Origin of the sequence: Rubrimonas sp. (assembly GCF_036788415.1) — a bacterium.
Taxonomy (GTDB): domain Bacteria; phylum Pseudomonadota; class Alphaproteobacteria; order Rhodobacterales; family Rhodobacteraceae; genus Rubrimonas.
In genome coordinates this window covers 1-14161 of record NZ_DAIQNN010000074.1, presented here as the reverse complement: position 1 = coordinate 14161, position 14161 = coordinate 1, and the positions used below count along the sequence as shown (strand labels likewise).

15 protein-coding genes and 1 tRNA gene are annotated in these 14161 nt (G+C 69.8%); 7 read left to right on the top strand and 9 right to left on the bottom strand.

Annotated elements, in window-relative coordinates:
- Positions 1 to 122: 122 nt before the first annotated feature.
- From doeB to V7Q31_RS14160, 6 genes are read right to left on the bottom strand one after another with little or no spacing between them, the layout of a single operon-like run.
- Positions 123 to 1130, bottom strand: coding sequence for a N(2)-acetyl-L-2,4-diaminobutanoate deacetylase DoeB (doeB, locus tag V7Q31_RS14185; protein WP_333834515.1), 1008 nt, complete (start codon positions 1128 to 1130; stop codon positions 123 to 125).
- The gene (gene doeA / locus V7Q31_RS14180; RefSeq protein WP_333834514.1) at positions 1127 to 2314 is read right to left on the bottom strand and encodes an ectoine hydrolase DoeA; all 1188 of its coding nucleotides are present in this window, start codon (positions 2312 to 2314) and stop codon (positions 1127 to 1129) included. The genes doeB and doeA overlap by 4 nt, the downstream gene beginning before the upstream one ends.
- A gap of 39 nt (positions 2315 to 2353) precedes the next feature.
- A complete protein-coding gene (locus V7Q31_RS14175) occupies positions 2354 to 3349 on the bottom strand; it encodes a cyclodeaminase (RefSeq protein ID WP_333834513.1) in 996 nt (331 codons plus the stop codon).
- A gap of 4 nt (positions 3350 to 3353) precedes the next feature.
- The gene (gene eutB, locus V7Q31_RS14170) at positions 3354 to 4313 is read right to left on the bottom strand and encodes a hydroxyectoine utilization dehydratase EutB (protein ID WP_333834512.1); all 960 of its coding nucleotides are present in this window, start codon (positions 4311 to 4313) and stop codon (positions 3354 to 3356) included.
- Positions 4310 to 5110 (bottom strand): ectoine utilization protein EutA, encoded by an 801-nt coding sequence (locus V7Q31_RS14165; protein WP_333834511.1) that lies wholly within the window; start codon positions 5108 to 5110, stop codon positions 4310 to 4312. Before V7Q31_RS14165 ends, eutB begins: the two co-directional genes overlap by 4 nt.
- A gap of 10 nt (positions 5111 to 5120) precedes the next feature.
- Positions 5121 to 5330: a hypothetical protein gene (locus V7Q31_RS14160; RefSeq protein ID WP_333834510.1), complete on the bottom strand. Its 210-nt coding sequence runs from the start codon at positions 5328 to 5330 to the stop codon at positions 5121 to 5123.
- Between the two features lie 4 nt (positions 5331 to 5334).
- Here V7Q31_RS14160 and dctP point away from each other — a divergent pair, with 4 nt between their 5' ends.
- From dctP to V7Q31_RS14125, 7 genes are all read left to right on the top strand, one after another.
- The gene (gene dctP, locus V7Q31_RS14155) at positions 5335 to 6357 is read left to right on the top strand and encodes a TRAP transporter substrate-binding protein DctP (protein ID WP_333834509.1); all 1023 of its coding nucleotides are present in this window, start codon (positions 5335 to 5337) and stop codon (positions 6355 to 6357) included.
- Positions 6358 to 6462: 105 nt separating this feature from the next.
- Positions 6463 to 7044 carry a TRAP transporter small permease gene (locus tag V7Q31_RS14150; RefSeq protein ID WP_333834508.1) on the top strand — a complete coding sequence of 194 codons (582 nt, stop codon included), beginning with the start codon at positions 6463 to 6465 and terminating at the stop codon, positions 7042 to 7044.
- Between the two features lie 36 nt (positions 7045 to 7080).
- Entirely contained in the window at positions 7081 to 8358 is a 1278-nt protein-coding gene (locus tag V7Q31_RS14145; protein ID WP_333834507.1) for a TRAP transporter large permease, read from the top strand.
- Between the two features lie 20 nt (positions 8359 to 8378).
- Positions 8379 to 8822 (top strand): universal stress protein, encoded by a 444-nt coding sequence (locus V7Q31_RS14140; protein WP_333834506.1) that lies wholly within the window; start codon positions 8379 to 8381, stop codon positions 8820 to 8822.
- A gap of 71 nt (positions 8823 to 8893) precedes the next feature.
- Entirely contained in the window at positions 8894 to 9424 is a 531-nt protein-coding gene (locus V7Q31_RS14135) for an Lrp/AsnC family transcriptional regulator (RefSeq protein WP_333834505.1), read from the top strand.
- A gap of 164 nt (positions 9425 to 9588) precedes the next feature.
- On the top strand, positions 9589 to 11061 hold the full coding sequence (locus V7Q31_RS14130) for an NAD-dependent succinate-semialdehyde dehydrogenase (RefSeq protein ID WP_333834516.1): 1473 nt from the start codon (positions 9589 to 9591) through the stop codon (positions 11059 to 11061).
- A gap of 27 nt (positions 11062 to 11088) precedes the next feature.
- Positions 11089 to 12477, top strand: a complete 1389-nt coding sequence (locus V7Q31_RS14125) for an aminotransferase (RefSeq protein WP_333834504.1) — start codon at positions 11089 to 11091, stop codon at positions 12475 to 12477.
- A gap of 489 nt (positions 12478 to 12966) precedes the next feature.
- On the opposite strand, the gene V7Q31_RS14120 is transcribed toward V7Q31_RS14125, so the two are convergent.
- The 3 genes from V7Q31_RS14120 to V7Q31_RS14110 all read right to left on the bottom strand — a co-directional run.
- Positions 12967 to 13078, bottom strand: a tRNA-Ser gene (locus tag V7Q31_RS14120).
- An 81-nt stretch (positions 13079 to 13159) separates the two neighbouring features.
- On the bottom strand, positions 13160 to 13786 hold the full coding sequence (locus V7Q31_RS14115; RefSeq protein ID WP_333834503.1) for a plasmid pRiA4b ORF-3 family protein: 627 nt from the start codon (positions 13784 to 13786) through the stop codon (positions 13160 to 13162).
- 107 nt (positions 13787 to 13893) lie between these two features.
- Positions 13894 to 14161, bottom strand: a 268-nt coding sequence (locus V7Q31_RS14110) for a hypothetical protein (protein WP_333834502.1), incomplete at its 5' end; no start/stop codon positions are given.

Below are 14161 nucleotides of genomic sequence, written 5' to 3'. Positions count from 1 at the left end.
CGCAGGGATGTGTCGCGCCTGCGACGCCGGAGCGCGGCGCGGCGCCGCGGACCGGTTCGCAAGCCCGTCCCGAACGACCCCCGGCGCGCGGGTCGCGCGGGTTCCGCGGGGCGGGACCGTTCTCAGACCACTGTCGCGACGACCGCCACGGCGTCCCCGGGCTGCACAAGCCCCGGGAAGTGGCGGGCGGCGATCACGCCGTCCATGCCCGAGCGCACATCCTCGGGGGCTGCGCCGGTCCGGTCGAGCCGCCAGACCCTTGCGATCACCTGACCCCGCGCGACAGTTCCGCCAAGATCGACCGTCGCCTCGAGCATCCCCGCCTCCTGCGCGAAGGCGTAGCAGTCGAGGCTCGGCATATCGAGACGCACCGAAGGCCGCATCTCGATCTCCCCCTCCAGCATCCCGGCATGGATCAGCACGTTGCGCAGGCCTCGCCGCGCCATGCCAACGCTCTCGGCGGTCGCCGTGCCGCCGCCGCGCAACTCGGTGGTGACGAAGGTGCAGCCGGTTCCCTCGACCGCCGTGTCGAACAGGCCGGTCGGGTCGAGTTCGAGCATCCGCATGGTGTAGGGCGCGTTGAAGGCGTCCGCCGCGGCGGCGCAGCGCGCCTCCAGCCCCTTGTCGGGGAGCAGATGCGAGGCGGCGAGCGGCAGGAAATCCAGCGTCTTGCCGCCGGAGTGGAAGTCGAGCACCAGCGAGGCCATCGGCGTCAGCGCGCGGAAGACGTAATCGGCGATCTGATGCGTGATCGTGCCTTCGGGCGCGCCGGGAAAGCAGCGGTTCATGTTGACGCCGTCGATGGGCGAGACGCGCGCTCCCGCCTTCACCGCGGGGTGGTTCATGAAGGGCAGCAGGATCAGCCGCCCGGTCAGCGCCGAAGGCTCCAGCCGGCGCGCGAGATCGAGGATCGCGAGCGGCCCCTCGTATTCGTCGCCGTGATTGCCGCCGGTGACGAGCGCCGTCGGCCCCGGCGCGCCGACGATCACCGTCAGCGGGATCATCAGATTGCCCCAGGCGCTGTCGTTGCGGCTCCATGGCAGGCGGAGATGGCCGTGCCGGACGCCGGGCTCGTTGAAATCGACCGTCGCGCGGACGGCGCTGGGGTGCTGGACGAGGCTGTCGGTCATCGCTTGACCACCAGCGCGCGCGGCACGTCGGCCAGACATTCAGGGCCGGTCTCGCCGATGGCGATGCTCTCGGTGATCTCGAGCCCCCACGGCTCTGCGGCGTCGGCCATCCACAGCCCCGTCATGAAATGGAAGGTCATCCCGGCTTCGAGCACCGTGCGGTCGCCGGGACGCAGGCTCATCGTGCGCTCGCCCCAGTCGGGCGGATAGCTCAGGCCGATGGGATAGCCGGTGCGGTTGTCCTTCTCGATGCCGTTGCGGCGCAGCACGGCGAAGAACGCCTCGGCGACGTCCTCGCAGGTGTTGCCCGCCCTGGCCGCCTCCAGCCCCGCCTCCATGCCGTCGAGCACGGCCTTCTCGGCGTCGAGAATGTGCTGCGGCGGCTCGCCGAGAAAGATCGTGCGCGACAAGGGGCAGTGATAGCGCAGCCGGCACCCCGCGATCTCGAAGAAGGTCGCCTCGCCCGCGCGCAGGGGGCGGTCGTCCCAGGTCAGATGCGGGGCGGAGGCCTCCGCCCCCGAAGGCAACAGCGGCACGATGGCCGCGTAGTCGCCACCCGCGCCGTCCACGCCGCGCGTCCCCGTGGCGAGGATCTCGGCGACGAGGTCGCATTTGCGCAGCCCCGGCTCGGCGAGGTCGCGAATGCGGACGTGCATCGCCTCGACGATGCGCGCCGCCTCGCGCATGTACTCCAACTCGCGCGGCGACTTGACGGCGCGCTGCCAGTTGACCAGCGCCGTGGCGTCGCTGAAACGCGCGTTGGGCAGGCCGCGTTGCAGGGCCGCGAAGGCGGCGGCGGAGAAATAGTAATTGTCCATCTCGACGCCGGCGCGCAGGCCGCCCCAGCCGCGATCGGCGAGCATCTGCGCCAGCAGGTCCATCGGGTGGCGCTCGGTCGACATGACGTAGTGGTCGGGATAGCCGAGGATGCGCGCGTCCTCCATCCACACCGTCCAGCGCGCGCCGGCTGCGTCCTGCTTGCGACCGAACCACAGAGGCGCGCCGTCGGGCGGAACGATCACCGCCTGATGGACGTAGAAGGACCAGCCGTCATAGCCGGTCAGCCAGTGCATGTTCGACGGATCCGAGACGATCAGCAACTCGATCCCGGCGCGCTCCATCGCGGCGCGGGTCTTGGCGAGGCGGGCGTCGTATTCCTCTTGGGTGAAGCGCGGGGCGGACATTGGCTGGTGTTTCCGGTCTGAGGGGTTGGCGTGGGCGGGTCAGGTCTCGAAAGGCGCGCCGGCCCCCGCGGCGGCGAGGCGGCGCAGCGCGAACGTCGCAATCGCTGTGTCCTGCGCGCCCGTGCCGGTGAGGTCGCACAGCGTGATCTGCGCGGGATCGGTTCGACCGGGCGCCGCGCCGGTCAGCACGGCGCCGAGTTCGGGGAACGCCGCGTCCGCCCCGACCAGCCCCGCCGCGACCGCATGGTTCAACTCGCCGAGGCGGCGGGTCTGGGCGAGGCTGTCGGCGACGTAGAGCAGGTCGGCGCGGGCGAGCGCCTGCGGGTCGATCTCGGTCTTGTGCTCGGCGTCCGATCCCATCGCGGTGACGTGCTGGCCGGGGCGCAGATGCGCGGACTTCACGATCGGCGCCTCTGCGGGGGTCGTCGTCACGACGATGTCGGCCCCGGCGACCGCGCTTTCGACGCTTGGCGCGGCGGCGACCGGGATCGCGAGCCGGTCCGAGAGGGCGCGCGCGGCGGCGGCGGCCTTCGCCGGGTCGCGCGCCCAGAGCGTCGCCGCAGCGATCGGGCGCACCAGCGTCAGCGCTTCGAGCTGAAGGGCCGCCTGCGCGCCGGCCCCGATGATGGCGGCGCGCGTCGCATCGGGGCGGGCGAGCGCGTCGGCGGCGACGGCGCCCGCCGCCGCCGTGCGGATGTCGGTGAGATAGCCGTTGTCGAGCAGCACCGCTTCCAGCAGCCCGGTCTCCGCGCTGAACAGCGTCATCAGCCCGTTCACGCTGGGCAGGCCGAGCGCGGGATTGTCGAAAAAGCCGGGGCTGATCTTGATCGCGAATGAGAGGACTCCGGCGATATGCGCCGTCTTGACGTCCACTTCGCCGCGCGCCTCGGGAATGTCGAGGCGCAGGATCGGCGGCATGCGGACCCGGCCCTCGGCCAGCGCCCGGAAGGCGTCGGCGACGCAGGCGACGGCGGCGCGGTCGAGCGGGACGGCGGCGCGCAGCTCGGCTTCGGTGGCGATGCGGATGGTCGGCATGGCTTCAGCCCTCCGCGCCGTCGAGGACGCGGCGATGCGCGTCCATGTCGATGTTGCGCCCGGTGAGCAGGCAGATGGTGGGTCCGTGCGGCGCGACCTTGCCTGCGAGCAGCGCGCCGATCGACACCGCCGCGCCGCCCTCGATCACTTCGCGCTCCTGCGCATAGGCCCAGCGGACCCCTTCGGCGATCTCGGCCTCGGTCAGCAGGACGACCTCGTCGACCAGTTCGCGGACCATGTCGAAGCTCCAGCGATTGCCGAGGCCGATACCGCCCCCGAGACTGTCGGCGAGGCTGCGCTCCTCGCGCACCTCCGCCGGTCGCCCCGCCTTCAGGCTCTCGGCCATCGCCGCGCCGCGCTCCATGCTGATCCCCACGACCCGCGCGCCGGGAAGCGCGGTCTTGACAGCGCGCGCGACTCCCGCGATCAGCCCGCCGCCCGAGAGCGGGACGAGCACGGTCCCGAGGTCCGGCGCGTCCTCGGCGATCTCCAGCCCGCAGGTTCCCTGGCCGGCGATCACCGCAGGATGGTCGAAAGGCGGGATTTCGATCAGTCCTTCCTCATGGGCGAGCCGGTCGGCTTCGATCTGCGCTTCGTCCTGGCTGTCGCCGACGATGCGCGCGTCGCCGCCGCAGGCCCGGACGCCCTCCACCTTCACCTGCGGCGCCAGCCGGGAGATGCAGATGACCGCGCGCAGGCCGCGTTCGCGGGCGGCCCAGGCGACGGCGCGGCCATGATTGCCGGTCGAGACGGCGACGCAACCGGTTTCGACGCCGAGGCTGAGCACCGCGTTGGTCGCGCCGCGCAACTTGAACGAGCCGGTGATCTGGCGGTGTTCGAGCTTGAGGCGGATGTCGGCGCCGAGCCGCGCCGACAGCGCCTCCGAGCGCTCCATCGGCGTGCGGCGCAGATGCGGCGCGATGCGGCGGCGCGCCGCGAGGATGTCCGAGAAGCGCACGCTCACGCCGCTGCCTCGAAGGCGTCGTCGGGCAGGGCGAGCCGGGGCAGGGCGCCGGCGCCTTCGGCGCTCGGCTCGACCCCCGCCAGACGGCACAGCGCCCAGCCGAGCGCCTGATTGGACGCGACGACGGGGCGGCCAAGGCGGGTTTCGATCGCGCTGGCGGCGAAGCTCGCGCGCAGGGCGGTGCAAGAGATGAACAGCGCCTCCGCCTCCCTTGGCGTGGCGCGCAGGGCGGCTTCGGCGATCGCGCCGACCGACAGACGGGCCATGCGCCGGTCGTCTGCGAGGCCGAGACAGGTGGCGGCGACGATCTCGAAGCCGTCGCGCGACAGCTGGTCGAGCACCGGGCGGGTCGCCTCGGGCAGATAGGGCGCCAGCAGCGCGATCCGCCGCGCGCCGAGCGCGCGCAGACCCGCGCGCGCCGCCGTCAGCGGCGTGACCACCGGTTCCCCGGCGATCCCCCGCCCCTCGGCGACCGCCCGCGCGACGGCCGCCTCGCCGATCACCGCGCTCGCCGAGGTGCAGGCGTAGGCGATGGCGTCGAGCGGCTCGTCGGGCGGCAGCAGGCGCGCCGCCTGCGCGATCCGCGGGGCCATCGCGGCGAGCGTGTCGGGGGTCGTCGGGCCGCCATAGGGCAGACGCGCGACATGGATCGCCATGCCGCCGCCGGCCATCCGCGCCAGATCGGCCTCCATGGTCAGATCGCTGTCCAGCGCCAGAACGCCGACGCGGCGGGTGAAGGGCCGATCATCGAAGGCGCCGGCGCCGAACTCGCGCACATCGACAAGACGAATCTGCATCGCGCGCCCATCACCCGCTTTTCCAGACAATCACGATGCCGACGAAACCATCCGTGATGCAATGATGCGCAGACAGCAGGAATTTCCGTGTTTGGCCCGCCTCGCGAATTTTCGTCTGCGCGACGGTCCGAAAACGGAAGTTCCGCCGCTCGACCTCGCCCATGCGCAGGCGCGATGCTTGGTCAACAGGTGCGCGCAGGCGCGACAACAGGGAGATCATGCAGATGAAGACGATTTCGAGCCTTCTGTCCGGTGCGGCGGCGGTCGCGCTTCTGGCCGCCGGGGCCGCCTCGGCGGCGGAATGGAAGTTCGCTCTCGAGGAGCAGCTGAACGAGGTGCAGGGCGTCTTCGCCACCCGCTTCAAGGAGCATGTCGAGGCGAATTCCGATCACACCGTGGCGATCTTTCCCTACGGCTCGCTGGGCGAGTCGGCGGATGTGACAGAGCTCACCCAGCTCGGCGCGGTGCAGTTCGCCAACGCCTCGCCCGGCTTCATGGGCTCGGAGATCCCCGAGCTCAACGTGTTCCTGCTGCCCTATACGCTGCCCGAGGAAGGCCCGGTGCTCGCCGACTTCTTCGCGACCTCGCCGACGATCTACCAGGATCTCGCGGCCCGCTACGAGGATCAGGGCCTGTCGCTGGTCGTGATGTACCCCGAGGGCGAAGTGGTGATGACCACCAAAGAACCCGTCGCCAGCCCGGCTGATCTGGACGGGGTGAAGTTCCGCGTCATGACCTCGCCGCTGCTGGTCGAGACCTACCGCGCCTTCGGCGCCACCCCGACGCCGCTGCCCTGGGGCGAGGTGTTCAGCTCGCTGCAGCTCAACATGATCCAGGGGCAGGAGAACCCGATGTTCTTCGTCGAGTCGACGAAGATGTACGAGGTCACCGATCACATCACCTATGCCGGGCACAACGTCTACACGACTGCGGTCGTCGCGAACTCGGCCTTCCTCGACGGGCTGTCCGAGGAGGACAGGGCGGTCGTCGATGCGGCGACGCAGGCGGCGTTCGAGCATATCATGGAGTATCAGGAAGGCCTGACCCAGCGGGCGGAGGACATGATCCTCAAGGCCAAGCCCGACATGAACGTCACCGTCCTGACCGACGAGCAGCGCGCTCCGTTCCGCGCCGCCGCCGAAGACGTCCGGGCGACCTATGTCGAGATGGTCGGCGAGGCCGGCAGCAAGATTCTCGACGGCTTCGCCCAGGACGTCGCTGCGTCTCGGGAGCGGGTCGGCGACTGAGCGCGACCGACCCAGCGCGACTGAGCGCGACCGGGCCCTTCGGCGGCCTTCTCGCGGCCCGCGCGCGCGGGCCGTCTCCCTCCGTGGCGGATGGGCGGACAGGCGATGAACGACGACAGTCTCGGCGGCGCGGGTCGACGCAGAAGCTGGCTCGCGCCGCTCGCGTTGCTCGACGGCGCCATCGCCCGGCTGGAGGCTGTGGTGCTCGTCCTCGGCGTGCTGGCGATGGCGGCGATCTCCATCGCCAATGTCGTCGGCCGGTTCGTCCTCGGCGAGAGCATCTTCTTCGCCGGCGAGGTGAACCAGTTCCTGGTGGTGCTGATCACCTTTTTCGGCATCGGCTACGCCGCCCGGCAGGGCCGGCACATCCGCATGACCGCCTTCTACGACGCGCTGGCGGACCGGCCGCGCAAATGGCTGATGATCCTGATCTGCCTCGGCACGGCGGCGGCGATGTTCGTGCTCGCCTGGTACGCCTACGTCTATGTCTCCGGCGTGGCCCGGACGGGGCGGATCGCGCCGGCGCTGGGCATCCCGATCTGGTGGCCGCTCGTCTGGACGCCGGTCGGCTTCGCGATCACCGGCGTGCAGTATCTGCTGACGGCGGTGGTCAACGCGACGCAACCCGGCGTGTGGCTCAGCACGCATGTGGTGGACAGCTATGACGACGAACCTACGCAGGTCTGAGCGCCGCGGCGCGGCGGGCCGGGGAGGGCGCGCGCGATGACCGGCCTTATGCTGGGCGCGATGGTCGCGCTGCTTCTGCTCGGATTCCCGATGATGATCCCGCTGATCGCCGGGGCGTTCATCGCCTTTTTCGCCTTCCTGCCGGTGCCGCCCGAGATCATGGTTCAGCAGATGATCGCCGGCATCCGCCCTTCGGCGCTGGTCGCCGTGCCGATGTTCATCCTCGCCGCCGACATCATCACCAAGGGCCACTCCGCCGACCGGCTGATCGACCTCGTGATGCGCTCCTTCGGGCATGTGCGCGGCGGGCTGGGCGTGACCACGGCGGCGAGTTGCGCGCTGTTCGGCGCGGTTTCGGGCTCGACGCAGGCGACGGTGGTGGCCATCGGCGGGCCGCTGCGGCCCAAGCTGCTCGACGCGGGCTACAAGGACAGTTTCGCGCTGGCGCTGATCGTGAACGCGTCGGACATCGCCATGCTGATCCCGCCCTCCATCGCGATGATCGTCTATGGCGTGATCTCGGGCGCGTCGATCTCGGAGCTGTTCATCGCCGGGGTCGGGCCGGGGCTTCTGATCCTGCTGCTGTTCTCGATCTACTGCTACATCTACGCGGTGCGCCACGACATTCCCGTCGCGCCGCGGGCGAGTTGGGCGTCGTGGTTTCAGGCCCTGCGCGGGGCGCTTTGGCCTCTGGGGTTTCCGCTGATCGTGGTCGGCGGCATCTATGGCGGGATCTTCAGTCCGACCGAGGCGGCGTCGGTCTGCGTCGCCTATGCGCTGCTGCTGGAGTTCGTGATCTTCCGCTCGCTGAAGCTCCCCGATCTGGTCGAGGTTGCGAAGTCGACCGGGCTGATCACGGCGGTGGTGTTCATCCTCGTGGGCGCCGGGGCGGCGTTCTCCTGGGCGATCTCCTTCGCGCAGATCCCGCAGCAGGTGATCGCCGCGGTCGGTCTCGACGGGGCCGGCGCGGTGACGGTGCTGATCGCGATCTCCATCGCCTTCTTCATCGGCTGCATGTTCGTCGATCCGATCGTGGTGATCCTCGTGCTGACCCCGATCTTCGCGCCGCTGGTCGAGCAGGCGGGGATCGACCCGGTGCTGGTCGGGGTGATCATCACCTTGCAGGTCGCCATCGGGTCGGCGACGCCGCCATTCGGCTGCGACATCTTCACGGCCATCGCGATCTTCAAGCGGCCTTATGTCGACGTCGTGCGCGGCACGCCGCCCTTCATCGCGATGCTGTTCGCCGTCAGCGCCGCGCTGATCGCCTTTCCGCAGATCGCGCTGTTCCTGCGCGACCTCGCATTCCGGTAGGAAAGAAGGGGGGAGGGGAGATGTTCCGGCGCATCGTGGTCGGCGTCGACGGATCGGAGCAGTCGCTGCGCGCGGTCGACACGGCGACCGAACTGGCGCGGCGTTTCGAGGGCATGCTGATGCTGGTCTGCGTCTACCGCCATCACAGCCCGCTCGAGGCGTCGGTGTCGATGGTGCGCTCGACACGCGGCAGCGCGGCGGAGTCGGCGGAAGCGGCGATGAAGGCGTATGCGCGCGACGTGATCGCCCGCGCGCGCGATCAGGTCGACGAGGCGATCCCCGTCGAGGCCTTCATCCTGCGCGGCCCCACCGCGCGCGAGATCGTCGACTTCGCGCGCAAGAAGGAGGCCGACGCCATCGTGGTCGGCGCGCGCGGCGCTGGAGACGTCAGCGGATTCCTGCTCGGCTCGGTCTCCCACAAGGTCGGCGGATTGTCGCCCGTGACATGCGTGCTGGTGAAATGAGCGCGGCGGCGCAGCATTGCGGGATTGGACCCGCGGGTTCCGCTGCATTACGCTCCGGCGGGGCTGTTGGGATGATCTGCCGGACCATGGGAGCGCGCATCGACAGACGGACGCCGCCGCAGGGCGTCAGGCTCGACGACCGGGATCTCAAGATTCTGGCGATCCTTCAACGCGAAGGCCGGATCACCAAATCCGAGCTGGCGCGCCGGGTGAACCTGTCCGCGACGCCCTGCTGGGCGCGGCTGCAGCGGTTGGAGGAGGCCGGGATCATCGCAGGCTACGGCGCGCGCATCGCCTTCCAGCAGTTCGACCCCCGCACCTACGCCTTCGTAACAGTGGAACTCGAGAGCCATCGCACCGAGGATTTCGAACGGTTCGAAGCCTTCGTGGACAGCGTGCCCGAAATCTTCGAGTGCTTCGCGGTCGGCGGCGGCATCGACTATGTGCTCAAGATCGCCGCCGCCGACGTGGAGGCCTACCAGATCCTGCTCGAAGCGATGCTGGGCGCGGGCGTCGGCGTGCATCGCTACTGGACCTATTTCGTGACCAAGGACGTCAAGAACGCACCGCCGCCGGTCGAGCTGCGCGACGACGCGCTCTGAGGGCCGCAGGCGGGCTGCGGAAGATCTTTCTACGCGACAGGGGGTCTGACCGGGACGTCCGCTGCGCGGACGCGGCGGAACAGAGCCACCTTCCAGGCGTCCTGCGCTAGCACTGTCGCAGCGCGATGCGCGCCCCGGCGAGGGCTGTCGCGAAATCACGAGCCCTGAAGGAGAGCGCGATGTCGCTCGAGAACCTGTCGGACCCGGACTTGCTGCGCGCGCAGGCCTTCGTCGGCGGCGCATGGGTCGATGCGGCCGACGGCGCGACGATCGAGGTGCGCGACCCGTTCGACGGCGCGCGTCTCGGCGCCGTCCCTTTGCTGTCGGGCGAGGAGAGCGCCGCCGCAATCGGCGTCGCGCAGGCCGCCTGGACGGACTGGGCGGCGCGCCTGCCACAGGAGCGCGCGCGCCTGCTGCGCCGCTGGTTCGAGCTGATCGTCGCGGCGCGCGAGGACCTCGCCCGCATCATGACCGCCGAGCAGGGCAAGCCGATCTCTGAGGCGCGGGGCGAGATCGACTACGCCGCCTCCTTCGTCGAGTTCTACGCCGAGGAGGCGCGCCGGCCCAACATCGAAAGCGTGACCTCGCATCTGCCCGACGCCGAAGTCGAACTCTGGCGCGAGCCGGTGGGCGTCGCCGCGCTGGTGACGCCCTGGAACTTCCCCTGCGCGATGATCACCCGCAAGGCGGCCGCCGCGCTGGCGGCGGGCTGCGCGACGCTGGTCCATCCGGCGGCGGAGACGCCGTTCTCGGCGCTGGCGCTGGCGAGGCTGGCCGAGCGCGCGGGGCTGCCGGCGGGCGTCTTCAACGTGCTGACCGGGGACGCCGCCACCGTCGTCGGCCCCTGGACTGCGGACGCAAGGGTGCGCGCGCTGTCCTTCACCGGCTCGACCGAGATCGGCCGGCTGCTTTATGCCCAGTGCGCCGGCACGGTGAAGCGGCTGACGCTCGAGCTCGGCGGTCATGCGCCGTTTCTCGTGTTCGCCGACGCGCCGCTCGAACGCGCCGTCGCCGAAGGGATCGCCGCCAAATTCGCCACCTCGGGGCAGGATTGCCTCGCCGCCAACCGCATGCTGATCGAGCGCCCGCTCTACGCCGCCTTCTGCGCCCGTTTCGCCGCGGCTGCGGACCAGCTCAGCGTGGGTCGGGGCGCCGACGACCCCGACATCGGTCCGCTGATGCACGCGCGCGCCCTCGCCAAATGCCTCGAACATGTCGAGGACGCGGTCGCGCGCGGCGCGCGGGTGCTGACGGGCGGCGCGCTCCATCCGGCCTGTCCGCTCTGCCTCGCGCCGACCGTGCTCGCCGACGTGCCGCCCGAGGCGCGCATCTTCCGCGAGGAGACGTTCGGCCCGGTCGCCGCCCTGACGCCGTTCGAGACCGAAGCCGAGGGGCTGCGGCTCGCCAATGCCGGCGAGTACGGACTCGTCGCCTATCTGCACACGCAGGACCCGCGGCGCATCTACCGTCTGAGCCGCGCGCTCGCTTACGGCATGGTCGCGGTGAACCGCACCAAGGTCACCGGCGCGCCGATCCCGTTCGGCGGGTTCAAGCAGTCCGGTCTCGGGCGCGAGGGCTCGCGCCTCGGGCTCGAGGCTTTCACCGAAGTCAAATACGTCTGCCGCGACTGGGCCTGAGCGCCCGGCGGACCGAGGAGCCGATCCATGCTGACCAACGACCTGCTCGCCGCCTGGGACCGCGAGGCGTTCTTTCACCCCTCGACCCATCTCGCCCAGCACGCGCGCGGCGAGACGCCCTCGCGCATCATCCGCACTGCGCAGGGCTGCGAGATCGAGGACCGCGACGGGACCCGCTTTCTCGACGCCTTCGCCGGGCTCTACTGCGTCAATGTCGGCTATGGGCGTCAGGAGATCGCCGAGGCGATCGCGGCGCAGGCGCGGGAGCTGGCCTATTACCACGCCTATGTCGGCCACGGCTCGGAGGCGTCTATCACGCTCGCGAAAATGATCCTCGACCGCGCGCCTGCGGGGATGAGCAAGGTCTATTTCGGCCTGTCGGGCTCGGACGCCAACGAGACCAACGTCAAGCTGATCTGGTACATGAACAACATCCTCGGCCGCCCCGAGAAGAAGAAGATCGTCTCGCGCTGGCGGGGCTATCACGGCTCGGGGCTGATGACCGGCTCGCTGACCGGGCTGGACCTTTTCCACCGCAAGTTCGACCTGCCGTTCGCGCAGGTGCTGCACACCGAGGCGCCATACTACTTCCGCCGCGCCGACCCCGATATGAGCGAAGAGGATTTCTCGGCCTTCTGCGCTGCCGAACTGGAGGCCCTGATCCTGCGGGAAGGACCGGACACCGTCGCGGCCTTCATCGCCGAGCCGGCGCTGGGAACGGGCGGGCTGGTTCCGCCGCCGCAGGGCTATTGGGCGACGATCCAGGCGGTGCTCGCCAAATACGACGTGCTGCTGATCGCCGACGAGGTGGTGACTGGTTTCGGACGGCTCGGCGCGATGTGGGGGTCGGAGTTCTACGGCATGAGGCCCGACATCATCACCATCGCCAAGGGGCTGACCTCGGCCTATGCGCCGTTGTCCGGATCGATCGTCTCTGAACGCATCTGGTCGGCGCTGGAGCGGGGAACCGACGAGAACGGCGCGATCGGGCATGGCTGGACCTATTCGGCCCACCCGGTCGCCGCGGCGGCGGGCGTCGCCAATCTGCGGCTGCTGGACGAACTGGACCTGATCGCCAATGTGCGCCGCGTCGGCCCGGTGCTGCTCGGCGCGTTGCGTTCGGCGCTCGGCGGGCATCCCAATGTCGGCGAGGTTCGCGGCGTGGGGCTGCTCTGCGCCGTCGAATTCGTCGAGGACCGCGCTGCTCGGCGCCTTTTCGACCCCGCGCGCAAGGTCGGCCCGGCGATCGCGGCGGCGATGCTGCGCCGGGGCGTGATCGCACGGGCGATGCCGCAGGGCGACATCATCGGCTTCGCGCCGCCCTTCTGCCTGACCGAGGACGAGGCCGAACGCATCGCCCGGGTCGCAGCCGAGGCTGTCGCCGAGACGCTCGGAAGCGGCGTCTCCTCCGCCTGATCGGGGTGCTTCAGCATCGGTCGCGCCGGTCGCGCGGCGATGGGCGGCGGACGGATTAAAGCCTTGCGGGCTCCCCGAAAGCGCCACGCCGGAAGCTCTCGATCGCGCGCGCGATGCGCGACCGGATGGCGGCTGGCGGGCGATCGGCGGGGCTGGCGGCGGCGGGCGAGGGGTCCAGCGCGACGGACCCGGCGCAAGGGGCGCGGGGTGGGCCGAGAAGGCGGCTCGGCGACGCACGCTTCTGCGGCGCCCCGTTCGCCAGAACGCCGAGCGCGGCGAGAAGAGCACGCCCGCTACGATGGCGATGGTGAAGGGCGCCTCTGGCGGGCTTCCGGTTCCAATCGCAGCGGAACGGCGCCGCGGCGCAACCGGAGACGGGCTATTGTTTTCTCGCTCTGCGGGATTCGGAACGGGCTGCGCTGTTCTGGTATCTATGTGGTATCTCGCGCCCTGCGCGCTTCTCCGAAAATCCGCTAAGTCTGTGATATTTGGCGCACCCGAAGGGATTCGAACCCCTGGCCTCTGCCTTCGGAGGGCAGGAATAATCGTTTAAGTATATGTATTTATTTGTGATAGTGCCGACAGAAATCGTCTCGGTTGCTGATGTGTTCCGCGGTTTCTGGGCGTTTCTGTGCGGGCTTACAAGCCATCGCGCCACGTATCCTGCAGCAGGTCGACGCCGTCACGAGCTGTTCCCCCCGGTCGCCGGCCGTACGCCAGTCCGATGGCTCATCAGCGGGCCACGGCGGCGGTCGGCGATGGCGGCGAGGCCGCGCCGGATGTCGTGCTCGTCCATGTCGTCGGGATCGTAGGGCCCACCATACCAGGTAAGCATTCGCTTGTGCTCGCGGTGGCGGGGCCTGGTGACCGCGGCGAGGAAGTCGGCGTAGCCGGGCGGGCCGCCGACGTCCTCGGGCGGCGCACGGCGGGCGCCGTCGACGAAGGCCGGATAGTCGACGTCGGCGTCGCCCTCGCGGACGCCCTCCACCACGACGTCGTGCCGCCAGTCGTCGCCGAAGTCGTAGACGTAGAGAAACCGGTCGACCCCGCGGTCGATCAGCTGCTGCAGACGGACGCTCCGCGCCTGATGGACCTTCCGCACGGACATGCCGTCTCGCAGGTGAGGCTCGCCGTAGAGGCGGTCGCCGACGACGAACTCGAACAAATGAGCGTCCTGCCAGCGCATCGCTGTCTGGAGGATTCCGTGAAGCGCTGCGAGCGTCGTCGAGGTCGGCGCGTCGACGCGACGCCAGATGGCCGGCTCGACGTCCTGCAGCGTGATGCGGAGGCGGGCGACGGGTTCGATCATCGGCTCCGGACTTTCCGGTGGCTCTCTGGCGGCAGCTTGCCATGGCGCGAGGGTGATCGACCACTCCTCTCCGCTTCGAAGCTTATTTCGGCGTCAGATGGCGGCGACTATGCTTGGATCACATAACAGAAGCCATTGGCTCGCCGGTCGCCATCGCGCAGCCGTAGAGATGCCGCTGTCTCAGGCAATGCGTTCGGTAATGTCCGGCGTCGGTCATGCCGAGAGCCAACCTTGCGGGTTGCTGCCCTTACTTCTGGCGCATCAACACGAGTTCGAATCTCTCTCCCTCCGCCAAGTTTCCACGTAGATAGCTGATTATAAACAAAAATATTCTTCAGGTCGAGCACTACCCCCACTCCTACCCGCCATTGCTGC